General features: G+C 57.7%; 17 protein-coding genes and 5 tRNA genes. 14 read left to right on the forward strand and 8 right to left on the reverse strand.

Going from position 1 to position 23,437, the window contains the following annotated elements; translation table 11 throughout:
- Nucleotides 1-34 precede the first annotated feature (34 nt).
- From QEP12_RS12680 to QEP12_RS12700, 5 genes are all read left to right on the forward strand, one after another.
- Entirely contained in the window at nucleotides 35-706 is a 672-nt protein-coding gene (locus QEP12_RS12680) for a response regulator (RefSeq protein WP_174862630.1), read from the forward strand.
- A gap of 56 nt (nucleotides 707-762) precedes the next feature.
- Nucleotides 763-2,166, forward strand: a complete 1,404-nt coding sequence (locus tag QEP12_RS12685) for a sensor histidine kinase (protein WP_219162235.1) — start codon at nucleotides 763-765, stop codon at nucleotides 2,164-2,166.
- A gap of 615 nt (nucleotides 2,167-2,781) precedes the next feature.
- Nucleotides 2,782-3,291 carry a polyhydroxyalkanoate synthesis repressor PhaR gene (phaR, locus tag QEP12_RS12690; RefSeq protein WP_284214487.1) on the forward strand — a complete coding sequence of 170 codons (510 nt, stop codon included), beginning with the start codon at nucleotides 2,782-2,784 and terminating at the stop codon, nucleotides 3,289-3,291.
- Nucleotides 3,292-3,477: 186 nt separating this feature from the next.
- Nucleotides 3,478-4,863, forward strand: a complete 1,386-nt coding sequence (rimO, locus tag QEP12_RS12695) for a 30S ribosomal protein S12 methylthiotransferase RimO (protein WP_284214488.1) — start codon at nucleotides 3,478-3,480, stop codon at nucleotides 4,861-4,863.
- A gap of 276 nt (nucleotides 4,864-5,139) precedes the next feature.
- Nucleotides 5,140-5,703 carry an HdeD family acid-resistance protein gene (locus QEP12_RS12700; protein ID WP_284214489.1) on the forward strand — a complete coding sequence of 188 codons (564 nt, stop codon included), beginning with the start codon at nucleotides 5,140-5,142 and terminating at the stop codon, nucleotides 5,701-5,703.
- Between the two features lie 353 nt (nucleotides 5,704-6,056).
- Here QEP12_RS12700 and QEP12_RS12705 read toward each other — a convergent pair whose 3' ends face one another.
- From QEP12_RS12705 to earP, 8 genes are all read right to left on the reverse strand, one after another.
- Nucleotides 6,057-6,788: an ABC transporter ATP-binding protein gene (locus QEP12_RS12705; RefSeq protein ID WP_284214490.1), complete on the reverse strand. Its 732-nt coding sequence runs from the start codon at nucleotides 6,786-6,788 to the stop codon at nucleotides 6,057-6,059.
- Complete coding sequence (locus tag QEP12_RS12710; protein WP_284214491.1) at nucleotides 6,781-7,638, reverse strand: ABC transporter ATP-binding protein; 858 nt, start codon at nucleotides 7,636-7,638, stop codon at nucleotides 6,781-6,783. The genes QEP12_RS12705 and QEP12_RS12710 overlap by 8 nt, the downstream gene beginning before the upstream one ends.
- Nucleotides 7,635-8,729, reverse strand: coding sequence for an ABC transporter permease subunit (locus QEP12_RS12715; protein WP_284214492.1), 1,095 nt, complete (start codon nucleotides 8,727-8,729; stop codon nucleotides 7,635-7,637). Before QEP12_RS12715 ends, QEP12_RS12710 begins: the two co-directional genes overlap by 4 nt.
- A complete protein-coding gene (locus QEP12_RS12720) occupies nucleotides 8,726-9,655 on the reverse strand; it encodes a branched-chain amino acid ABC transporter permease (protein ID WP_284214493.1) in 930 nt (309 codons plus the stop codon). Before QEP12_RS12720 ends, QEP12_RS12715 begins: the two co-directional genes overlap by 4 nt.
- A gap of 134 nt (nucleotides 9,656-9,789) precedes the next feature.
- Complete coding sequence (locus QEP12_RS12725) at nucleotides 9,790-10,881, reverse strand: branched-chain amino acid ABC transporter substrate-binding protein (protein WP_284214529.1); 1,092 nt, start codon at nucleotides 10,879-10,881, stop codon at nucleotides 9,790-9,792.
- A gap of 138 nt (nucleotides 10,882-11,019) precedes the next feature.
- Nucleotides 11,020-14,856: a trifunctional transcriptional regulator/proline dehydrogenase/L-glutamate gamma-semialdehyde dehydrogenase gene (gene putA, locus QEP12_RS12730; RefSeq protein ID WP_284214494.1), complete on the reverse strand. Its 3,837-nt coding sequence runs from the start codon at nucleotides 14,854-14,856 to the stop codon at nucleotides 11,020-11,022.
- Between the two features lie 362 nt (nucleotides 14,857-15,218).
- Nucleotides 15,219-15,773, reverse strand: coding sequence for an elongation factor P (gene efp, locus QEP12_RS12735; protein WP_174862654.1), 555 nt, complete (start codon nucleotides 15,771-15,773; stop codon nucleotides 15,219-15,221).
- A gap of 154 nt (nucleotides 15,774-15,927) precedes the next feature.
- Nucleotides 15,928-17,025 carry an elongation factor P maturation arginine rhamnosyltransferase EarP gene (gene earP, locus QEP12_RS12740; protein ID WP_284214495.1) on the reverse strand — a complete coding sequence of 366 codons (1,098 nt, stop codon included), beginning with the start codon at nucleotides 17,023-17,025 and terminating at the stop codon, nucleotides 15,928-15,930.
- 202 nt (nucleotides 17,026-17,227) lie between these two features.
- Here earP and uvrC point away from each other — a divergent pair, with 202 nt between their 5' ends.
- From uvrC to QEP12_RS12785, 9 genes are all read left to right on the forward strand, one after another.
- Entirely contained in the window at nucleotides 17,228-19,177 is a 1,950-nt protein-coding gene (gene uvrC, locus QEP12_RS12745) for an excinuclease ABC subunit UvrC (protein WP_284214496.1), read from the forward strand.
- A gap of 97 nt (nucleotides 19,178-19,274) precedes the next feature.
- Nucleotides 19,275-19,844, forward strand: coding sequence for a CDP-diacylglycerol--glycerol-3-phosphate 3-phosphatidyltransferase (pgsA, locus tag QEP12_RS12750; protein ID WP_174863224.1), 570 nt, complete (start codon nucleotides 19,275-19,277; stop codon nucleotides 19,842-19,844).
- Between the two features lie 298 nt (nucleotides 19,845-20,142).
- Nucleotides 20,143-20,415: an HU family DNA-binding protein gene (locus QEP12_RS12755; protein WP_043387285.1), complete on the forward strand. Its 273-nt coding sequence runs from the start codon at nucleotides 20,143-20,145 to the stop codon at nucleotides 20,413-20,415.
- Nucleotides 20,416-20,432: 17 nt separating this feature from the next.
- Nucleotides 20,433-20,508: transfer RNA gene (locus tag QEP12_RS12760), tRNA-Val, on the forward strand.
- A gap of 54 nt (nucleotides 20,509-20,562) precedes the next feature.
- Nucleotides 20,563-20,638 (forward strand) — tRNA-Val (locus tag QEP12_RS12765).
- Between the two features lie 49 nt (nucleotides 20,639-20,687).
- Nucleotides 20,688-20,763, forward strand: a tRNA-Val gene (locus QEP12_RS12770).
- 245 nt (nucleotides 20,764-21,008) lie between these two features.
- Nucleotides 21,009-22,910, forward strand: a complete 1,902-nt coding sequence (locus QEP12_RS12775; RefSeq protein WP_174862739.1) for a SurA N-terminal domain-containing protein — start codon at nucleotides 21,009-21,011, stop codon at nucleotides 22,908-22,910.
- Nucleotides 22,911-22,975: 65 nt separating this feature from the next.
- Nucleotides 22,976-23,051, forward strand: a tRNA-His gene (locus QEP12_RS12780).
- Between the two features lie 39 nt (nucleotides 23,052-23,090).
- Nucleotides 23,091-23,166, forward strand: a tRNA-His gene (locus QEP12_RS12785).
- Nucleotides 23,167-23,437 lie beyond the last annotated feature (271 nt).

Below are 23,437 nucleotides of genomic sequence, written 5' to 3' on the forward strand. Positions count from 1 at the left end.
CAGTTCCACTGGTTAAAGTCCAAGGAGACCCAAGTTGCGAATTCTCTTGGTAGAGGATGATCAGTCATTAGGCCAAGCGGTGCTGGGCTATCTTAAAAGCAAACAGTTCAGCGTCGACTGGGCAGAGAACTTGCAGCAAGCGCGTGCGTTTGTGGCCACCATGCATTACGCGGCCGTGCTTTTGGATTTGAATTTGCCCGATGGTGAAGGCCTCGGGTTGTTACCTCATTTGAATAGCAACATATTCAATGCGGATGAGCGCCCCACGGTGATTGTGGTCACAGCGCGCGATCAGGTCAGTGACCGCATCCGCGGCTTGGATGCGGGCGCAGATGACTACTTGGTCAAACCCTACGACCCCGAAGAGTTGCTGGCACGCCTGCGGGCGATAGAGCGGCGTCGCGGCGCGCAAATCAGTTCGGTCTTGCGAAGTGGCGGGGTTGCGATTGATCTGGCCCGAGAATCTGTGCGCAAAGACCTGGTGCCTGTGGTGCTGACACCCAAGGAGTGGGCCTTGCTGCGCGTTTTGGCGAGCCGCCCCGAGCAGGTTTTTACCCGAGAGCGCCTGCAAGAAGCCCTGTACCAGTGGGATGACAGCAGCGACAGCAATACGCTGGAAGTGTTCATCAGCCGTTTGCGGCGCAAACTGGGCAGCTCCTTGATTGAGACGGTGCGCGGCACAGGCTATCGTTTGGTCGCTCGATGAAAAGTACTGCGCTGACGCAACAAAGTTTGGTGCGACGTCTGGGGCGCGCGCTCACCATGTCTGTGCTCGCGATTTGGCTGCTGAGCACCGCCTTGGTGGCGTGGTTTGTGGACAGCCAGATTCAAGAAAATTTTGATGTGGAACTGGTGGAGAGTGCACATCGCCAGCTGTATCCAGCGCTTTTAGAGCTGCAAATTACCCGGCCTCATTTGAGCATTCAGGCTGCATTGGCGGAAGTGGCTGCAGGTGATCCCCAGGTGATGGGGGAGCTGCCCGGCTCCAACCATTCGGAGCCACTTTTGCTGCAGTTGCGCAGCAGCACAGGGCAGGTACTGGTGCGTACCAAGGCAACGCCTGCGTCGCCTTTTGCGGTGCCGCTGCACCCGGGTTTTTTTGACGCCCAAGACTTCCGCGTGTTTAGCCTGTACGACGCAGAGTACGGTGTCTGGCTGCAGCTGGCGGATCCTTTGGAGGAGCGCAAGGAGGCCAGCCAACGCACGGTCATTGGGTTGAGCCTAGTGCTGCTGGTGATGCTGCCAGTGATGACCTGGCTGGTCACGACGGTGGCGCGCCGAGAGCTGCGCTCTGTCGGCGTGCTGCAACGACAGATTGCGGCGCGCAGTGGCAGTAACTTGCAACCGCTGTCCGTGGAAGGAATGCCGCTGGAGTTGCGGATGGTGGGCGATGACGTGAATCAACTGCTGGAGCGCCTGAGTGAGGCCTTGAAGGTAGAGCGTTCGCTGGCTGCCAATGCGGCCCATGAGTTGCGCACGCCGCTGGCAGAAGTGCGCTTACGTCTGCAGACCGCGGTCGACAAAGCAATGCAAGGTGCTGTGCAACGGTCTGGCTCACAAGCTCTGGCGGTACCTTTGGAAGAAGTGCGTGCCGCTTTGCATTCGCTGGAAGTTTTGAGTCATCGCACAGAACGCTTGTTGCAGCTTTCGCGCGCGGAAGGCGGCGATCAGGCACATTTCGCCCAGGTGAACTTGGTGCAATTGGCGGAGCAGGTTGCGCAGGAGTTCTGGCAGCAAAGCCATGCCCAAAAGCGCTTGGATTGCATTACACCCCTTGCGCACGATGCTGTATGGGTGTGGGGCGATATCGATAGCTTGGCGATTGTGCTGCGCAATTTGATTGATAACGCCTTGCGCCACAGCACAGGCGCGGTGGTTCTGGAGGTGCAGGCCGAGCCAGATGCCGCTGTGATAGTGCGTGACAGTGGCGCGGGTTTAACACCGGCGCAAATTCAAATGATTCAGCAGCGGCATGTGCGCATGGACAGGCAGCATATTGGCTATGGCTTGGGGATGTCGATTGTGACAACCATCGCGGAAAAGCATGGCGCGCAGCTGGTGTTTACCTCCCCCCCGGCAGGCATGGCGCATGGCTTGGAAGTGGCGCTGCACTTTACGCAGGCCGCTGCTGCCGCGCATGCACTGAATGATGCGGGGAGCGCATAAATAGAAGACCAAGACCAAGGCTGGTCTTGCGTGGGCAGGTATGTAGTTCAGTCTCGAATAGTTCTGCGAATGCCCTGAAACCGCTGCGGTACGTACCTAATTTCCGCCATTTCTCTGCGGGCGCGTTGTTCGCAAACCCGCTGGCGATGCTGGTAGTGGGTGTGGCTGTGTCACAGCATGCCTGATTGGCTGTGCATGGCGCAAGCTGGGTTCACCAAATAGGCCGTCGGTGGTAGGTGCTCGCCCGCTTCACAATGTGTGCTGTAGCCTGCGTTGCAATACTGGGCGTAAGTGCTTGAGGAAGTGCCAGATGTTTGCGCTACGCAAAGCCATGGTGAGAACTTCTAACCTTCTAAGGCTAGCGCTTATGCGCGGATGGCACACAGCACTTACTTGTCTGTGCGCCAGATAGATGGCTTGTCTATCACCACACTTGTGAGAAAGTATGAAAAGTGCTGAAATGCAGCGCTGGATAAGCGCTGTAAGCTCTTATTTTTATATGGTGATGGCGATTTGGCTAGGGTTAGTGCTGCAGTGCGGCAAGAAAAGCCTTTCCTACAATGGCTGCTCCATATTTGTCCTCACCATCATTGATACCGCCACGAGAATTTACCGATGACCGCACAAGAACCTACATCGTCTACAACGACCAGCGACCAGCGCGTCATCAAAAAATATCCCAATCGCCGCCTCTATGACACGGCCACGTCCACTTACATCACGCTGTCCGAGGTCAAGCAACTGGTGATGGAGCGTGAAAACATTGTGGTCAAGGATGCCAAGACCGGTGATGACCTGACCCGCTCCATTTTTCTGCAGATCATTTTGGAAGAAGAGGCAGGCGGAGCGCCGATGTTCACCGAGGCCATGCTGGCCAACATCATTCGCTTCTACGGCCACACGATGCAGGGCCACATGGGCAGCTTCATTGAAAAGAACGTACAAATATTCACCGATTTTCAAGCCAAGATGGCGGAGCAAGGCGGTGTGGATGCCTGGGCCAAGATGATGCAAATGCCCAATCCGTTGATGCCTGCAGCCTACGCTGAGCAAATGCAAAAAATGCAAGAGCAGCTGCAAAAGCAAACCGAGCAAATGATGGGCATGTTTGGCATCAAGCGCTGAGCCGCATTTGCGCAAACTAGCACGGGCCTGTGGGCCCGTTTTTCATGGCTGCATGCATTCCTGCTGGGCTATGGGGACAGCTTTGGGCATGAAAAGAGCAGGCTGGCTAAAATTCACGCCATTGCTGCGCTGCCACTTGCAGCCACCGCGCTGTAAAGCGCCGCCCCCCACACACGCATTCACACAATGACAACCGAAAACAGCGCCCCTAAGGTGGGCTTTGTGTCTTTGGGCTGCCCCAAGGCACTGACTGACTCCGAACTCATCCTCACGCAATTGAGCGCAGAAGGCTACCAGACCTCCAAGACCTTTGAAGGTGCGGATCTGGTGATCGTTAACACCTGCGGTTTCATTGATGATGCCGTCAGAGAGAGCTTGGACACGATTGGCGAGGCGCTGGCCGCCAATGGCAAGGTGATCGTGACCGGTTGCCTGGGTGCCAAAGCCGGTAAAGAAGGCGGCGCCACGATGGTGGCCGAAGTGCATCCCAGCGTGCTGGCAGTGACCGGCCCGCACGCGACGCAAGAAGTGATGGATGCGGTGCACACCCATTTGCCCAAGCCCCATGATCCGTTTGTGGATCTGGTGCCTGGCAGTTTTGGTGAGGCCGGGGTCAAGCTCACGCCCAAGCACTACGCTTACTTGAAGATTTCGGAAGGCTGCAACCACCGCTGCACTTTCTGCATCATCCCCAGCATGCGTGGGGATCTGGTCTCGCGCCCGATTGGCGATGTGCTCAAAGAAGCCAAGGCGCTGTTTGAAGGTGGCGTCAAAGAGTTGCTGGTGATCAGCCAGGACACCTCGGCCTACGGCGTGGACGTGAAGTACCGCACCGGTTTTTGGGATGGCAAACCCGTCAAGACCCGTATGCTGGAGTTGGCGGACGAGTTGGGCAAGCTGGCGCAACAACATGGTGCATGGGTGCGTTTGCACTATGTGTACCCCTATCCGACGGTAGATGCCGTGCTGCCGCTGATGGCCGAAGGCAAGATACTGCCTTACCTTGACGTGCCGCTGCAGCACAGCCACCCCGATGTGCTCAAGCGCATGAAGCGCCCCGCATCCGGCGAGAAGAACCTCGACCGCATCCGCGAATGGCGCAAGATTTGCCCAGAACTCGTGATCCGCTCCACCTTCATCGCAGGTTTTCCCGGTGAGACCGAAGAAGAGTTTGAGCACCTGCTGGACTTCATCCGCGAAGCCGAAATCGACCGTGCAGGCTGCTTTGCCTACAGCCCCGTGGAAGGCGCTACGGCCAACGAGCTGCCCGGCATGCTGCCCGTAGAAGTGCGTGAAGCACGCCGTGCACGCTTCATGGAAGTGGCCGAGGAAGTCTCCGCCCAACGCTTGCAGCGCCGCGTGGGCCAGGTGATGAAGGTGATCGTGGACAAGGCCGTGGGCCTGGGTAAAAAGGGCGGTGTGGGCCGTGCCTATGCCGATGCCCCTGAGATTGATGGTGTGGTGCACATTCAGCCACCCGAGAAAGCCAGCAAGACCTACAAGACGGGGGATTTGATCTCCGTGCGTATCTTGGCTGCGCAGGGCCACGATTTGGTAGGAATTCCCGTTTAACTACTAAAAAGAGAGCTTGTGGCGCTTGCTTGCCAAGGGTTTCATTTGCATTTGTTGTTGAAACCTATGCTTCTTAAGCGCTGGTAGCTCCTCAAAAAGGCTTCGATTTTTTCGAAGCCTTTTTTATGCCCGTGTGCAAGCGCAGGGTGCAGTGGGGCGCCTTTGGTGCGGTGGGTTGGCTGGTAGGTCCAACGCCTTTCTGTACCTTGTGCAAGATTGCATGCGCTCCAGCGTGTTGCCATACTGAAAGCATTTTCATCAGATTGGAGGTGCTGTATGGCCGATGCGAATGCTCAAACTGGCGCGTTTTCCAGTGCGCTCGGACGCACTTGGTGGGTCATCTTGCTGTTTGGCATCTTGTCCAGCGCGTTTGGCCTCATGGCCATTTTTAATCCGATCGGAGCCAGCGCTGGCATGACCTGGGCGATTGGTGTGCTGGCCATTGCGGAGGGGGTGGTGACCCTGCTGGCGACGTTCAAGAAGGATGTACCTATGCCCAAAGGCTGGATGTGGGTTTATGGCCTGGTCTCTGTGCTCTTTGGGGTGTTGGCGGTGGTGAATCCGGTGTCTATGGCGGCGTCTTTTGTCATGGTGATGGCGGTGTGGTTCATCATTGCGGGTGTGGTGCGCATCACGATGGCGATCCGGGTGCGTAAAGCGATTGACAACGAATGGACCCTGATCTTGAGTGGTCTGCTGGCCGTGGTGCTGGGTGGCTGCATGCTGGCCATGCCCCTGGCTGGGTTGCTGGTGGCCGTAATCTGGATTGGTGCGGGCGCTTTGATTTATGGGGCGCTGCAAATATATGCAGCGTTCCAGATTCGCAAGCTGCTGCGCTAATTGCTTTTATTGTTGTAGCGTGTGGTGCTTGCTGTGCTTGCGCTGGATAGCATTTTGGCGCTGTAAATCACTGTAAGGGTAGCCCTGAATTCCGGGGCGTTCTGGTGTAGTCATGTCAGCCCTGCAAAACACGGCAAACAACCATACGGTGGGTCAATGCATGGGGCAAAGGTCGTTGGCATTTAGGGCGGTGCATACAGTCACGTTCGCTGTTGTGCCAAGTAGTACCAAAAATGCAGGCAGGGGAGTTGAAGTGCTCTACACCACCGAAATGCTTAATGAGCAAGCGCTGGCTGCTATCAAAATAAAAAGGCTTCACATGGAAGCCTTGGGGGGAGTTATGGGCCCAGCTGTTATTCGCCCAGATAGGCGGCGCGCACCTTGGGGTCGTGCAGCAGGTTGTGGCCTGGGCCTTCCAGGGTGAGTTCTCCAGATTCCAGCACGTAGCCGCGCTGGCTCACTTCCAGGGCCAGGCGGGCGTTTTGCTCAATCAGCAAAATGGTGACGCCTTGGCTGGAGATGTCTTGGATCACTTCAAAGATTTTGTCCACCATGATAGGTGCCAAGCCCATGGTGGGCTCATCGAGCAGCAGCAGTTGCGGCTTGGACAAAATGGCGCGGCCCATGGCCAGCATTTGCTGCTCCCCCCCGGACAAGGTGCCGGCGGTTTGCTTGCGGCGTTCGGCCAGGCGTGGAAAGCGGGCGTACACCTGATCCAACTCTTGTGCGATGGCGGCTTTGTCTGCACGGCTGTAGGCGCCCATGTGCAGGTTCTCTTCAATCGTCAGCTGCGGAAAAATGCCCCGGCCTTCGGGCACCATCACCAAACCCTGTCGCACCATGGCATGCACGGGTTGCCCAGCCAAACTCTGGCCTTGGTAGTGAATGCTGCCTGCAGCCAGCGGCACCAAGCCGCAAATGGCGCGCAAGGTGGTGCTTTTGCCAGCGCCGTTGGCACCAATCAGGGCGACCAATTCGCCGGCGTTGACGTGCAAATTCAACTGCCGCACTGCGCGTATGCCGCCGTAAGCGACATCCACGCCGCGGATATCTAGCATGGGGGGGGAAGCCTGTGCTTCAGTCATGGCGCTTCTCTTCTTGGTGGGGTGTTGCAGCTTGAGGGTGCAGCAGCGGATCTTGCGCTGCTCCCTTGCCCAGATACGCCTCAATCACACGGGGGTCGTGCTGCACGTCGTGCGGCAGGCCGTACGACAGCACTTGGCCATACTCCAGCACCAGCACGCGGTCACACATATTCATGACCAGCTTCATGTCGTGTTCAATCAACAGCACGGTGATGCCGTCGTCACGGATTTTTTCAATCAGTGCGCGCAGCACCACGGTTTCGGACGGGTTCATGCCTGCGGCAGGCTCATCAAGGGCCAGCAGCGAAGGGCCAGTGGCCAGGGCGCGGGCAATTTCCAGGCGGCGCTGGTCGCCGTACGACAGCGAGGACGCCACTTCATTGGCCACATGGGCAATCCCTACGTACTCCAGCAACTCCAGTGCCCGCGCTTGCGTGCGGGCCTCTTCCTCACGGGTGGCTTTGTTGCGCACCATGGCACCCCATAGCCCCGCCTTGGTGCGCAGATGCTGGCCAATCATCACGTTCTCCAGCGCAGTGAGCGCAGCGAACAGGCGAATATTTTGGAAAGTACGTGCCAGCCCTTGCTCGGCAATTTGGTAGGGCTTGAGCTTGGTGAGCTCCACGCCGTTGAACAGGCAACTGCCCGACTCAGGGATGTAGAGCGCCGTCATCACGTTGAACAGCGTGGTCTTGCCAGCACCGTTGGGGCCAATCAAACCGAAGATTTCGCCCTTGCGAATCTCAAAGCTCACATCTTTGAGTGCTTGCAGGCCGCCAAAGCGTTTGCTCAGTCCCTGGGCAATCAGCAGTGGCTCGCGTGCGGTTGAGGTGGAGAGGCGGGCGCTCATGCTTGTGGCTCCTTGCTTTGGTGGAGTTCGCGTTTGCGCACCTTGGAGGGCCACAGGCCTTCGGGGCGGAAAATCATCACCGCAACCAGCCCAATGCCAAACAGCAGCATGCGGATGGCGTCGGGGTCAACGATCACATCACCAAACAGGGTTTGCTGAATCGGCACCACCACATTGCGCAGCACCTCTGGAAAGATCGACAGCAGCAGGGCGCCAGCCACCACGCCGGGCACATGCCCCATGCCGCCCAGCACCACCATGCACAAAATGGCAATCGATTCGCTCAGGCCAAAACTCTCGGGGCTGACAAAGCCTTGCATCGAGGCAAACAAGCAGCCTGCCACACCGCCAAAACTGGCGCCCATGCCAAAGGCCATGAGTTTGATGTTGCGGGTGTTGATGCCCATGGCCTTGGCGGCCACTTCGTCTTCACGCACGGCCTCCCAGGCGCGGCCAACGCGCGAGTTCTGCAGGCGAATGCAGATGAAGATGATGGCAATGACAATCACCATGAGCAGGTAGTAGTACTTTTCTGGCCCCGTGATGCGGAAATCCAAAATGGTTTCCGGCTTGCCCAGTGCCCAGTCGCCGATTTTCACGGTGTCAATGCGGTTGATGCCTTGCGGGCCATTGGTGATATTCACCGGGGCATCCAGGTTGTTCATGAAGATGCGAATGATTTCGCCAAACCCCAGTGTGACGATGGCCAGATAGTCACCGCGCAGCTTGAGCACCGGAAAGCCCAGTGCTATGCCTGCCATAGCGGCCAAGGCAACACCAATGGGCAGTACCAGCCAAAAAGGCAGGTGCAAATCAAAATGCGGCGAAGCCAGCAACGCCCACGTATAGGCGCCCACGGCATAAAAAGCGATGTAGCCCAGATCGAGCAGGCCGGCAAAACCCACCACAATGTTCAGGCCCAGTGCCAGCATCACATACAGCAGGGCGAAGTTGAGGATGCGAATCCAGCCTTGCCCAGCGGTAGCACCCAGCACAAACGGCAGTGCCAGCAGCACCGCACCGATGGCAAAAGCGCCCAGCCAGACTTTGGTGGGTGTGTGTGGGGCAGAAGCAGTTGCAGTGCGGCTCATGCGCGGTCTCCTGAACGTTCACCCAAGAGGCCTGAGGGGCGGAAGATCAGCACAACCACCAGCACGATGAAGCTGAATACGTCCTGGTAGTGGCTGCCAAACACGCCATTGGTGAGGTTGCCCACATAGCCAGACCCCAGGGCCTCTATCAGGCCCAGCAGCAGGCCGCCCAACATGGCACCGCCCAGGTTGCCAATGCCGCCCAGCACGGCGGCAGTGAAGGCTTTGAGGCCCAGCATAAAGCCCATGGTGTATTGCGCCACGCCGTAGTAGCTGGTGATCATCACCCCCGCAATCGCGGCCAGGGCTGAGCCAATCAGAAAGGCTGCGGAGATGACGGTGTTGATATTCACGCCCATCAGCCCTGCCACTTCACGGTTTTGGGCTGTGGCACGCATGGCCATGCCCAAGCGGGTCTTGTGTACCAGCAGCAGCAAGGCCACCATGATCAGGGCCGAGCCCAGCATGATGGCGATTTGCAGCATGCTCAAACGCGCATCGCCGATCTGGAAGACGGTGGGCTCAATAATGTGCGGGAAATTCAGGTAGTTGCGGCCCCAGTACATCATGGCCAGGTTCTGAATGATGATGGAAACGCCAATCGCGGTAATCAGTGCCGCCAGCCGTGGGGCACGGCGCAGCGGGCGGTAGGCGATGCGCTCTGCCGTCCAGCCCAAGGCCATGCACACCGGAATAGAAACCAGCAGTGCGGCACCCAGAGCGACAAAGACGGAAACGTCACCATAGTGGCCCACCAATGCCAGCACGATGCTGGTGGCAGTCATGGCGCCGACCATGACCACATCGCCGTGGGCGAAGTTGATCAGGCCGATGATGCCGTAGACCATGGTGTAGCCCAAGGCAACCAGCGCGTACACGCTGCCCGCCGTCAGGCCGTTGATGATTTGTTGTACAAAAATATCCATGACGGGCGCGCCTTGGGCGTGGTCAGTCGGAAAAAATGGCCTTGCTGTGACGCAAGACCGAGGTCAGCAGCAGTGCTGCTTGGCCGGAGAGCATGCTGCCCTGCCACCCTGTGGCACAGCAGCATGCATGGCGCTTACTTGGCCGAATCCACGATGGTCTTGACCTCTTGCCACTTGCCGCCCTTGACGGTGTAGATGGTCACGGCCACTTCGTTCAGGTCGCCATTCTTGTCGTAGGCAATGTTGGCGCTGGTGGCACCACTGCGCTTCAACGCAGCCAGCTTGGGCAGGTATTTATCGGCTTTGGCTGAGCCTGCTTGTTCCATGGCGGTGACCATGTTCCAAGCGCCGTCATAAGCGTAGGGTGCGTATACACCGGGCTCTACCTTAAAGCGGGCTTTGTACGCGGCAGCGAACTTTTCACCTTGGGCCATGGTCTTCAGGGGCACGCCCGCCAAAGAGGCATAAGTGCCATTGGCGGCTTCGCCCGCCAGCTTCAAAAAGGTGTCGCTGCGGGTCATCTCGCCGGAAACCAGCGGCTGGGTGATGCCCAGCGTTTGCATCTGGCGGCGCATGGGGCCGGACTGCGCATCCAGACCGCCAAAGAAAATGGCCTCTGCACCCTTGGCTTTGATGCTGGTCAGGATGGCGGTGAAGTCGCTGGCCTTGTCGGTGGTGTATTCGCGTGCTACCACGGTGCCCCCCGCGCGTTTGACGGCGGCAATCACTTGGTCTGCCAAGCCTTGGCCGTAGGCGGTGCGGTCGTCAATCACGGCCACTTTTTTCGCGTTCAGATCCTTGACCATGAAGACACCCACGGCAGCACCTTGCTGGGTGTCGCTGGTCATCATGCGAAACGTGGTGTCATAGCCTTGCAGGGTGTATTCCGGCGAGGTGGCCATGGCGATTTGTGGAATGCCTGCATCGTTGTACACGCGCGAGGCGGGAATGGTGGTGCCAGAGTTGAAGTGCCCCAGCATGCCATGGACCTTGGCGTCTGCAATTTGCTGCGCCACTTGCACCGCGGTGCGTGGGTCGGCCTGGTCGTCCTTGGATACCAGGACAAACTTGGCTTTGTCTCCATCCAGTTTGATGCCCTTGGCGTTGGCTTCTTCCAGTGCCAGCGTCAAACCATTGCGCATGTCTTCACCGTAGTGGGCCTGGGGGCCTGTCAGCGGGGCGGCAAAGCCCAGGCGCACTGTGGTTTCTGCGTGGGCTGCACTCATCAGGCCGCCAAAGGCGCAAGCGAGTGCCAAAGTGCTGGTCACGGTCTTGAAGGATGGAGATTTTTTCATGCGACGTTGCTCCTTAGTGGTCAGAGAAAAACAGGACTGTAAAAAGGCCTAGGGCTGAAGGGAATGGGACTAACCCACCATCATCAAGCTGGCGTTGCCGCCGGCTGCTGTGGTGTTGGTGCTGATGCTGATCTCTCGCAATAAACGTTCCTGTCGGTAACGCTCACCGTGGCGAATTTCTTCGGTGGTCAAACCCTGCACCAGCAGTAGAGGGCCAGATCGGGTGCTGAGTTGCTGCTGTAAATGCAAGAGCGCATCGGTATCGCTTTCTGCCAAGGCCGCTTGCAGGGGCAGTTGTGCCAGCTCCATCTCGGTGGCCCATTGCAAGGCAGCGCTCTGGGCGGCAGGCACTTGCTGCTGCCACTGGGCAACCAGCGCTCGCAAGGCGGGGCTGTCTTGCAGGAGCAAGGTATTGCCTGTGGCTTGGCACGCTTGCCACTGGGCTTGCAGGCCTTCTGGCGTGCTGGGAATGCCCCAGACCAAGCCCCGTGGCTGCAAGCCGTATTGGTTGGTTTCACCGGTGGGGCCATCCAGCAGCACTTGCTGGCCCGCGGACACGGGCAAAGCCTGGGTGCCGCGTGCGCTGGGGATAGACAACTGCTCCAAAGCCGGTGCTTGGGACAGCAGGCGGAATAAATACAGCGGCCCACCCGCTTTGGGGCCAGTGCCTGACAACCCTTCACCACCAAAAGGCTGCACGCCCACCACGGCGCCCACCACGTTGCGGTTGACATAAATATTGCCCGCGTGAATATGCTGTGAGACATGGGCCACGGTTTCATCCAGGCGGGTATGAACGCCAAAGGTCAAACCAAAGCCCAGGTGGTTGATGGCTTGCAGCAGGGCATCCATATCTTTGCGGGCGTAGCGCAGCACGTGCAGCACGGGGCCAAACACCTCGCGGCTCAGATCCTGCACGCTGTCCACTTCGATGAGCGTAGGGGGCACGAAGTGGCCGTGGCGGCATTCGGCAGGCAGCTCCAGTTGGGTAACTTTGTGGCCCTGGCGGCGCATGCTTTCGATATAGTTGTCGATATCGGCCTTAGCCTGTGCATCAATCACCGGGCCCACATCGGTGGCCAGCTGGTCGGGGTTGCCCACGCGCAGCTCTTGCATGGCGCCGCGCAGCATGTGCAGCACGTGGTCGGCACTGTCTTCTTGCAGGCACAGCAGCCGCAGTGCCGAGCAGCGCTGGCCTGCTGAGTCGTAAGCCGACATCAGCACATCGCCCACCACCTGTTCAGACAGTGCAGAGGAGTCCACCACCATGGCGTTGATGCCGCCGGTCTCGGCAAGCAGTGGCACCGGTTTGCCGTGGCTGCCCAAACGCTGGGACAGGCGACGGTGAATGTGTTGCGCGACAGGGTGAGAGCCGGTAAATACCACCGCATCGGTGGCAGGGTGGCTGACCAGTGCATCGCCCACGGTTTCACCATCGCCGGGCAGCAGTTGCAGCGCATGTATGGGAATTCCGGCTTGGTGCAGCATGGAGACTGCCTGTGCAGCTATCAAATTGGTTTGCTCTGCGGGTTTGGCAATCACCACATTGCCTGCCGCCAGTGCCGCAGCAATCTGGCCGCAGAAAATGGCCAATGGAAAATTCCACGGGCTGATGCACACCACCACGCCCAAGGGGCGGTGGCTGTCATTGTTCAAATACTGCTCGGCCTGCTGGGCGTAGTAGCGCAGAAAGTCGATGGCTTCGCGCACTTCCGCGATGGCATTGGGCAAGGTTTTTCCTGCCTCCCGGCACAGCAGTCCCATGAGAGGCTGGAGATGGGCTTGCAAGATGTCTGCAGCCTGCAGCAAGGCCTGTGCACGCGCATTCACGGGAGTGGCTTGCCAAATGGGGGCGGCGTGCTGGGCCTGCTGCAGTGCGCGTGCAACTTCTGCCGGGCCAGCCATGTGCACTTCGCCCAGCACGTCTTGGGTGTGCGCAGGGTTGAGGACGCGGTGGACGTTGCATGGCTCGCTGTTGGCCGCTTGTGCGGTCAGCGGTGTCACGCTGCTCAGCAATGCCGCTGACAGCGAGGCCAGCCGGTGCTCGTTGCTCAAATCCAGGCCGGCGGAGTTGCGGCGCGCTTGCGCGGCATACAGGTGGGTAGGCTGTGGAATGCGCTCATGGGGGCGCCCCAGTGGCTCCAGCGCCTGGGCGGCAGTGACCGGGTCGGTCACCAGCTGTGCAATGTCTACGCTCTCATCGCCAATCTGGTGCACAAACGAGCTGTTGGCGCCGTTTTCCAGCAGGCGGCGCACCAGATAGGCCAGCAAAGTTTCGTGCGTGCCGACGGGGGCATAAATGCGGCAGGGCCGCGCCAGTTTGCCAGCGGTCGTATCGCCCACCACTTCTTCGTACAGGCCTTCGCCCATGCCGTGCAGGCATTGAAACTCGTACTGGCCGCGGTAGTAGTTGTTGCCCGCCATGTGGTAGATGCTGGCCAGCGTCTGCGCGTTGTGGGTGGCAAATTGCGGAAATATGGCTTCGGGCGCGCCCAGCAGTTTGCGGGCGCAGGCGAGGTAGGACACATCGGTATGCACCTTGCGGGTGAAGACCGGAAAATCTTCTAGCCCGTCGACTTGCGCGCGCTTGATTTCGCTGTCCCAGTAGGCGCCTTTGACCAGGCGCACCATCAGGCGGTGCTTGCTGCGGCGGGCCAGATCAATGATCCAGTCCAGCACAAAGAAGGCGCGGCGCTGGTAGGCCTGCACCACAAAGCCAATGCCGTTCCAGCCAGCCAGCGAGGGGGCAAAACACAGCTGCTCCAGCAAATCCAGCGAAATTTCCAGCCGGTCGGCCTCTTCGGCGTCAATGTTCAGGCCAATGTCGTACTGGCGGGCCAACTCGGCCAGCTTGAGTAGGCGCGGGTACAACTCACCCATCACGCGTTCGCGCTGGGCGCGGCTGTAGCGCGGGTGCAGGGCCGACAGCTTGATGGAGATGCCCGGGCCTTCGTAGATGCCGCGCCCTTGCGAGGCCTGGCCGATGGCGTGGATGGCCTGCTCGTACGACTGCAGGTAGCGCAGCGCATCTTCCTCGGTGGTGGCCGCTTCGCCCAGCATGTCGTAGGAGTAGCGGAAACCTTTTTCCTCCAGTTTGCGGCTGTTGGCCAGCGCCGCGCCAATGGTCTGGCCGGTGACGAACTGCTCGCCCATCATGCGCATGGCGGTGTTAACGCCTTGCCGAATCAGTGGCTCGCCCCCTTTGGCAATGATGCGTGTGAGGGCGCTGCTCAGCTTTTGCTCACTGTGCACACTGACCAGCTTGCCGGTAATCATCAAGCCCCAGGTGGCAGCGTTGACGAACAGGGAGGGTGAGTCGGTGTGCGACTTCCAGTCGCCTTTGCTGACTTTGTCGCGGATCAAAGCATCGCGCGTGGCACGGTCAGGAATGCGCAGCAGGGCCTCGGCCAAGCACATCAGCGCCACGCCCTCCTGGCTGGACAGCGAATACTCCTGCACCAGCGCCTCAACCCCGGAAGTTTTTTTGTGGCGTTTGTCGCGCAGGGCTTGTACCAAGCGCGTGGCCAAGGTTTGTACACCCTGGGGGTGGGTGCTGGTGGCCGGCGCGATCAGCAGCGGCAGGCATTCAGTTTCGGGGCGGCGGTAAGCGGCGGTGATGGCGGCGCGCAGCACGCTTTGGGGTTGTACATCTTGCGCAAGTGCGTAAAACGGTGCGTAAGGCAGAGGTTGGTCGGTCAATGCCTCGGGTTCTACCGTGTCGCTCAGAGCGGTTGTACCCAGGTATTGCAACTCAGGCAGGGGCTTGCCTTGCTCAATGGCTTCCAGGTAGCTGTGCAGGGCTTGTTTGTGCAGCCAGTGGGGAGTGCAGCCCAATTGCTGTGCTGCAGCTTTGAGTCTGTCTCGCATCAACTCATCCACCTTGATGCCTATGGTTGTTGTCGCCATAACCGCCGAACTCCCTGAAGAAGAACCTGTGCACATTGAGAAAAGTGGCGCGATTCTAGAAAGGTGCAACCCAATCAGATATTGGGGTTTACCTGTTGCCTATTTGGTGCAACCTGTGTCGCGATGACGGTTGGAGTGCAGAAAGTGTGCCAATCAGGTGGGCGGCTGAAATATAGAAAATAGAGCGGTTGGCGCTGGTTGTGCGGTGCTTTCAAGGGTTTTATGCACTGAAGTGCTTATTTAATAGGCGCCAGTAGCTATGGTTTTCATAAAGATGGGCAACAAAAAAAGGCTTCCCGAAGGAAGCCTTTTTCGTGTGTGCGATGCAATCGCATGGCAGCAGCGTTTGCGCTGCCGCTGCATTACACGCGCTTGCGGTATTCGCCGGTGCGGGTGTCGATTTCGATCTTGTCGCCTTGGTCCACGAACAAAGGCACAGCCACTTCGAAACCTGTAGCAATCTTGGCAGGCTTGAGCACCTTGCCCGATGTGTCGCCCTTGACGGCGGGTTCTGTCCAAGTGATTTCGCGCACGATGGTGGTGGGCAGCTCGCAGGAGATGGCCTTGCCGTCGTAGAACACCACTTCAGCCACCATGCCGTCTTCCAGGTAGTTGATGGTGTCACCCATGTTGGTGGCTTCCACTTCGTACTGGTTGAACTCTTCGTCCATCCACACGTACATGGGGTCAGCAAAGTAGGAGTAGGTGCATTCCTTCTTGTCCAAGATCACGTTGTCGATCTTGTCGTCGGCCTTGAACACGTTTTCTGTGCCGAAGTTACCGATCAGGGACTTCAGCTTCATGCGCACAGTGGCAGCGCCACGGCCGCCACGGGCGTATTCGGTCTTCAGGACAATCATGGGGTCCTTGCCGAACATGATCACATTGCCTGCGCGGATTTCTTGAGCGATTTTCATAGCTTGCTTAGCTGGTTGGGTAAAGCCGCTCAACACGGCAGGCAAGCATGGCGCTAAAAGCGTAGGGCCTGCCGCATGTTCCGCGGCGGGAGCCGCTCAGAGGTCGGGTCTACGCGCTGCGCGCAGAGCCTTCAAAGCGGCAAAAGGGGAGATTTTAGCTTTTTTCCGCCGCAAACGGTTGCAGTTGTGCAATGAGGTCGCTTTGCGCCAGCAAATTAGCGCGCGCTTGCAGGGTGCAGTCGCGCCATTCCTGCAATAACGCAGGGGTGATGGCCGGGAGGGTGGCAGCATCTGCCATGCTATTCCACGCATGGTGAAAGGCGCGCAAGCTGGCGGGCGCTTGCAGCCAATCCAAGAAAGCATCGAGCTTGGCGTGGTGGGCGTTGTCGTGCTGGGGGTAGATGTGCCACACAAAAGGCTGGCCGGCCCACAGGGCGCGCAACAAGGAGTCTTCACCGCGCACCAAGTTGAGATCGCAGGCCCAGAGCATTTCGTCAAACTCGGGCTGGCTGCGGGTGGGTAAGTAGATAGGCGCTACTTGTGCGGCCCAGGCGTTGGATTGCACCGCCACTGTGGCGCGGCCAGGTGTCACGATCAGCGCGGGGTGCCAGTCTGGCGCTGGCGCGCTGATTTGCTGCAGCAACTGCGGCAGCGCGGTAGGTTCATAGCAAAACAGCGAGATGGCGCAGTCCTGCGCCTGAATGCCGTGCGCTGTGCGCCATGCGGTGCGGTCAAACTGCGACTGGCGCTGTGCCAATGCTTGCTCGCGCAGCAAGCCGCCCGTGTGCTCGGTAAAGCCGGGGTAGAAAAACCAGCGCGTCATGCCCGCCGCCGGGCCCGCCATGATGCGCGAAGGTAGGCGGTGGCAGCGCTCCACATAATCTTCGGCAGACAGGTATTCCAGATTGATCAGCACGGGCAGGGGCTGCTGGGCTTGCTGGCATTGCACATGGCGCTGCGCCAGAGCGTGTAAATAAGGTGCCGGGGCCTCGCAGCCAAATGCTTCAATGACCACGTCGGGGGGCGCGGCGTAAACCGCGTCATAACTGCAGACGCGCACGTTGGGTGCGCCTTGCGGCGCCATCCAAGCCAAAGCCGATGCATCGTCAATCCGTAGCGTGACTTGCACACCCCGCGCGCCCAACTCTGCTGCCAGCCGCCAGCACACACCAATATCGCCAAAGTTGTCGATCACTTGGCAAAAAATATCCCATTGGGGGCGGTGCTGGGGGGCGGCGAGGCAGTCAGGCATGGCGGTGATTCAGTGCGCGAGGGCGCAAGCAGTGAGGCGGTGATGGTAGCGCTGCAGCGGTGCTGTGCAGCGTAGTGTGTGATTGGCTTGTTTCGATCGAAATTGGCCGCTAAGGCATATCTGGAAAGCGCTGGCAGCTATTTATTTTGAAAAGATCCCGGGCCCGCTAGGCGGGGTATGTGCAAACCGCCACAATGCGGGCATGTCGATTGCTGAGCACTCTCCTGAAATTTTGAACCAAGTAGCGGCGCTGCCATCGTTGCCTGGTGTGTACCGCTACTTTGATGCTGCCGATCAACTGCTGTATGTGGGCAAAGCGCGCAACCTCAAGCGCCGCGTGAGCAGCTATTTCCAGAAAGACCATGGCGGCACACGCATTGGTCACATGGTCAGCAAAATCGCCAAGCTGGAGACCACGGTGGTGCGCTCCGAAGCCGAGGCGCTGCTGCTGGAAAACAACCTCATCAAAACGCAGCACCCCAAGTACAACATTCTGTTCAGGGATGACAAAAGCTACCCATACCTAAAGCTGACGGGCACCTCCGCCCACGATGGCGATGTGCACAGTCCGGCCAACCAATGCTTTCCGCGTATTGCTTACTACCGTGGCAGCACCGACAAAAAGCACCGCTACTTTGGCCCATATCCCAGCGCATGGGCAGTGAAAGAAAGCATTCAGCTGCTGCAAAAAGTATTCAGGCTGCGCACCTGCGAAGACACGGTGTTTGCCAACCGCTCGCGCCCGTGTTTGCTTTATCAAATCAAGCGCTGTTCAGGCCCCTGTGTGGGCCATATCAGCCCAGAGGCCTATGCCGCCGATGTGCGCAACGCGGAAGCCATGCTGCGTGGTGAAACGCAAGTGCTGCTGCAAGACATGGAGCGGCGCATGATGGCGCACGCCGAGCAGCTGGAGTACGAAAAAGCAGCCGAAATTCGCAACCAGATGAGTGCGCTCAGCACGGTGCTGCACCAGCAAGCCATTGAAACCACAGAGGACAAGGATGTGGACATCTTGGCGGTCAAAGTGCAGGGTGGGCGGGCGTGTGTGAACTTGGCCATGGTGCGGGGCGGGCGGCATTTGGGCGACAGGGCTTATTTCCCCTCACAGCTTGATGACGCGATGGGTGTTTACCAGTCGGAAGATGAGGCTGTGCAAACACCGCAGTCGGTGGAAGAGCGTGTGATCGAAGCCTTTTTGGCGCAGCACTATATTGATGTGCCCATACCGCCCATTTTGCTGGTGAGCGAAGCTGTGGATGTGCAGCTGATGCAAGCCTTGTCTGCCCAGGCAGGCTACAAAGTGGTGGCGGTGCAGCAGCCGCGAGAGCAGCGCCGCATCTGGCTGGAGATGGCGCAGCAAAACGCGGCCATCCAATTGGCGCGCTTGTTGGCAGAAGAGGGGTCACAGCAGGCCCGTACCCGTGCGCTGGCGGAGGCTTTGGATTTGCCCCAAGAGCGGCTGGATGAACTGAGCATTGAATGCTTTGATATCTCGCACACGGCGGGAGAGAGTACGCAGGCGTCTTGTGTGGTGTTTCACCACCACAAAATGCAAAACAGCGAGTATCGGCGCTTCAACATCACTGGCATCACCCCGGGTGATGACTACGCCGCCATGCGGCAGGTGTTAACGCGCCGCTACAAACCCGTGGCAGATGCCATTCAGGCCGCAGGCGGGGCCGACCCAGAACCCGGTGCGCCGCGCTTGCCCGACCTGGTGTTGGTGGATGGCGGAAAAGGCCAAGTCAGCATGGCACGCGAAGTGTTTGCAGCGCTGGGGCTGGATGTCTCGCGCATTGTGGGCGTGGAAAAGGGTGAGGGCCGCAAGGTGGGGCTGGAAGAGCTGGTGTTTGCAGATGGTCGTCCCAAGGTGTATCTGGGGCATGACTCTGCGGCCCTGATGCTGGTGGCGCAGATCCGCGACGAAGCACACCGTTTTGCCATCACCGGCATGCGTGCCCAGCGCGCCAAAGTGCGGACAGGACAAAGCAGTTTGGAAGATATTCCGGGGGTGGGGCCCAAGCGCCGTGCGCGTTTGCTGCAACGCTTTGGCGGTGTGCGCGGCGTAGCCAACGCGAGTGTGGAAGATTTGATGACGGTCGAAGGCATCTCAGCCAGTTTGGCGGACGATATCTATCGCGCTTTGCATTGAAGAGGGCCTGACTTCATGGCTGTTGTCTTCGAAGTGTTTGCAGGAATCGCGCAGTGGCTTGCATCCAAAGTGCTTCAGCCGTGACACAATCGCCGGCATGTTCTTCACCATTCCCACTCTGATGACTTGGACGCGGATTCTCGCGATCCCGCTGATCGTTGGAGTGTTCTATGCGCCATTTGCGCCAGAGTCTCGCAATCTGATTGCGGCGTTGATGTTTATTGTTTTTGCAGCCACGGATTGGCTGGATGGATTTTTGGCACGGCGCTTGAATCAGACTTCCTCATTTGGCGCGTTCTTGGATCCTGTGGCAGACAAGTTTTTGGTGTGCGCTTCCTTGCTGGTGCTGGTGCATTTGCAGCGCGCAGACGTATTTGTGGCGCTGATCATAATTGGCCGGGAAATTGCTATTTCTGCGCTGCGCGAGTGGATGGCGCAAATCGGCGCCAGCAAGAGTGTGGCAGTGCACATGATTGGCAAAGTCAAAACGACGGTGCAGATGGTGGCGATTCCCTTCTTGCTGTTTGATGGCGTGCTCTTTGGCGCTATTGATACCCGTTTGTGGGGCCAAATTCTGATTTGGGCAGCTGCGGTGCTGACGGTGTGGTCCATGGTGTACTACTTGCAAAAAGCAATCCCAGAGATTAGAAGCCGCGTCAAGCACTAACGTTGTACGGTCTCCAATAAAAGCGCTGCGGGAACACCCTCAGCGCTTTTTTATTGCCTGAACGTGCGTGGCCGTGTACAAAAGTGGCTGTTCGCTCAGGCATGGCGTGAGCATTCATGGAATAAGGCCATGAATCGCTTCGTGCGCAAGCATGAAAAAAATCGTAGCTTTTGCCAAAACGCCTGAGAAACCTGTCTAGAATCTCGCCTAACGCTGACAAGCACCATTTGGTGTAGAGGCCTCTGTAGAGGCATCTGTCACAAAGGCGCTCCAACAACCATTTCTCGAGAGGCATCTTGTGAATAAGACTGAACTGATTGAGCACATTGCTAACAACGCCGATATTTCCAAGGCTGCAGCAGCTCGCGCACTGGAATCGACGATCGACGCAGTGAAGAAAACCCTGAAGAAGGGCGGTACAGTTTCCTTGGTAGGTTTTGGTACTTTTGCAGTTGGCAAGCGCGCTGCCCGTACAGGTCGCAACCCCCGCACTGGCGACACCATCAAGATCAAAGCGGCCAAAGTGCCTAAGTTCCGTCCAGGCAAGGCCCTGAAGGACGCTTTGAACTAATCAAAGTTTTAACAGTGGGGTGCTTAGCTCAGTTGGTAGAGCGGCGCCCTTACAAGGCGTAGGTCAGCGGTTCGACCCCGTTAGCACCCACCACTTCCCACTGTAAAAGCATATAGAGTGATCTAGATGCTTTTTTTATTCCACAGCGGGTGCTTAGCTCAGTTGGTAGAGCGGCGCCCTTACAAGGCGTAGGTCAGCGGTTCGACCCCGTTAGCACCCACCATTCGCTGTGAGGCATCTTTGCAATAGATGCAGGTTTAGAAGATTGCAGTGGGTGCTTAGCTCAGTTGGTAGAGCGGCGCCCTTACAAGGCGTAGGTCAGCGGTTCGACCCCGTTAGCACCCACCACTCGATCACACAAAAAGCACCTTGCTAAAAAGCCAGGTGCTTTTTTGTTGCTAGAGGCTTTTGGATAACATTGTGATGTTGCTTGCGCAGTCCCTAGAACATCTGCAGATGTGTAAAGGAGTTGAGCAGGTAGAATCTGCAGGTTTCCTTATTCGGTTCGTCGGTCACTTGCAGTGGCTACGCAATTCCATTGAAAAGGCGAGCGAGGGTTCGCCTTTTTTTATGCATCCTCAGAAAGATTGACTATGCTCGAATCAATCCGCAAGCATTCCAAGTTCGTCATGATCTTGTTGTTCTTGCTGATCATTCCCTCGTTCATTTTTGTCGGTATCGACCAGAGCTATTTTTCGGGCTCTAGCCCGACGGTCGCACGGGTAGACGGGCAAGACATCACCCAAAATGATTGGGATAACGCGCACCGCTATGAGAGTGATCGTTTGCGTGCAGAAAATCCCGGCATCGACACTAAGCTGCTGGACTCGCCGCAAGCACGTTACGCCACTTTAGAGCGCATGGTGCGCGATCGTGTATTGCAGGTTGCAGCAAAAAAAATGCACTTGGTGACCAGTGATGCCGCACTGGCAAGTACGCTGCAGAAAATTCCCGCGATTACCAGTTTGCGCAAGCCTGATGGCAGCCTGGATGCAGAAGGTTACCGGGCGCTGCTGGCTGCGCAAGGCATGACGCCGGAAGGCTATGAGGCTGCTTTGCGTCGTGATATGTCTTTGGGGCAGGTGCTGGGGAATGTCATGAATACCGCGTTGGCAACACCCGCGGTTGCGAATGCGGCGATGGATGCGTTTTTGCAGCGTCGTGAAATCCAAGTGGCTCAATTCCTAGCCAAGGACTTTGTCTCTCAGGTGCAAGTCAAAGACGAAGATCTGAAAGCGTTTTATCAAGCAAATCTGGCGAAATTCCAGCAGTCTGAACAGGCCAAGGTCGAGTACGTGGTGCTTGATCTCAAGACGGTGCGTGATGGCATTGAATTGAATGAATCGGATCTGCAGACTTACTACAAAGAAAATGCCTCTCGTCTAGCGAGTGGTCAAGAAGAGCGTCGTGCCAGCCATATTTTGGTGAATGCACCCAAGAGCATGCCTGCGCAGGAGCGAGAGGCTGCCAAGGCGAAGGCTCAAGCGATTGATGAGAAGGTCAAGGCCAATCCCGCAAGTTTTGCAGAAGTGGCCAAGGCTGAATCGCAAGACACAGGCTCTGCGGCATCGGGTGGTGACTTGGGATACTTCGCACGCGGTGCCATGGTGCCTGAGTTCGAGCAAGCGGCATTTGGAATGCAAAAAGGCGAGATCAGTGGCGTCGTCGAATCTGAGTTTGGCTTTCACATCATCCAGTTAACGGATGTGAAGCAGCCTGAGCTTCCCAGCTTTGCGTCAGTGCGTGAAAAAATTGTGAATGATCTCAAAGATCAGCAAGCGCAGCGCAAGTTTGCTGAGGTGGCAGAAGTTTTTGCGAATACGGTATACGAGCAAGCGGAGAGCTTGCAGCCCGCAGTTGAGAAGTTGGGTTTGAAGTTGCAGACGGTAGACGGCGTCACGCGAGAGCCCAAGGCTGGTGCTGAAGGTGTGTTGGCGAGTGAGGCGTTCCTAGAGGCTTTATTTGCCGCTGACAGCATTGATAACAAGCGCAATACAGATGCGATTGACATCGGCTCGAACCAAATGGTTTCCGGTCGTGTTGTGAGCTACCAGCCTGCCAAGCAACTTGCATTTGAGGAAGTTGCAGAGCGCGTGAAGACTTTGTATGTGGAGCAGCAAGCTGCAGTGCTCGCGCGTGAGGCGGGAGAGGCTAAGTTGGCAGAGTGGAAGGCGGATGCATCTAAGGCGCAAGGCTTGTTGCCAGCCGTCGTGGTTGCACGGGATAACCCCGTAGGTATGCCAAGCCAAGTACTGAACGCGGCACTCCAGGCGAAAACCGATGCTTTGCCTGCATGGGAAGGTGTAAGCATGGGCGATGCAGGTTATGCGATTGTGAAGGTGAACAAAATTGTTCCCCAGGACACAAGAAGTGAGGACTTTGCACGCCAAGCATTGCTGCAGTATGTACAATTGACGAGTACTGCGGAAGGCGCTGCGTACTATGAATTGCTTAAGAAGAAATTCGATGTGCAGTTCAAAGTGGCTCGACCCTAAGTAAGAAATTCATAGCTGGTTTCCTTGAGTACTTAAGAAATCAGCTATAATTCAAATCTCTGCTGGTGGCTGTAGCTCAGTTGGTAGAGTCCCGGATTGTGATTCCGGTTGTCGTGGGTTCGAGCCCCATCAGCCACCCCAAAATTTAGTTTTAAGTGTTACTTAAAACAGCCCTTTACGGCGGTCATAGCTCAGTTGGTAGAGCCCCGGATTGTGATTCCGGTTGTCGTGGGTTCGAGCCCCATTGATCGCCCCATATAAAAGCCCATCTTGTTACCAAGATGGGCCTTTTGTTTTGTGCATTACCGAATGCCGTTCACGCGGATTGTGTTGCTCAGCACAGGTGTTGGTAGTTTGCTCTGATGCTTTGGCCGACCTGCACACTTGGCCCGTGGGTGTTTTATACGTGGGCGCGACGCACGCGAACTATGCCAACCCAGTAGGTCGCTGCTGCTGCAGCCAGTTTGGTGAATAGCTGTTCCAGAGGGTTTGGGCACTACCCATTTCTGGGGTGTGAGGTGATAGCG

Origin of the sequence: Comamonas jiangduensis, assembly GCF_030162955.1 — a bacterium.
Lineage (GTDB): Bacteria > Pseudomonadota > Gammaproteobacteria > Burkholderiales > Burkholderiaceae_C > Comamonas > Comamonas jiangduensis.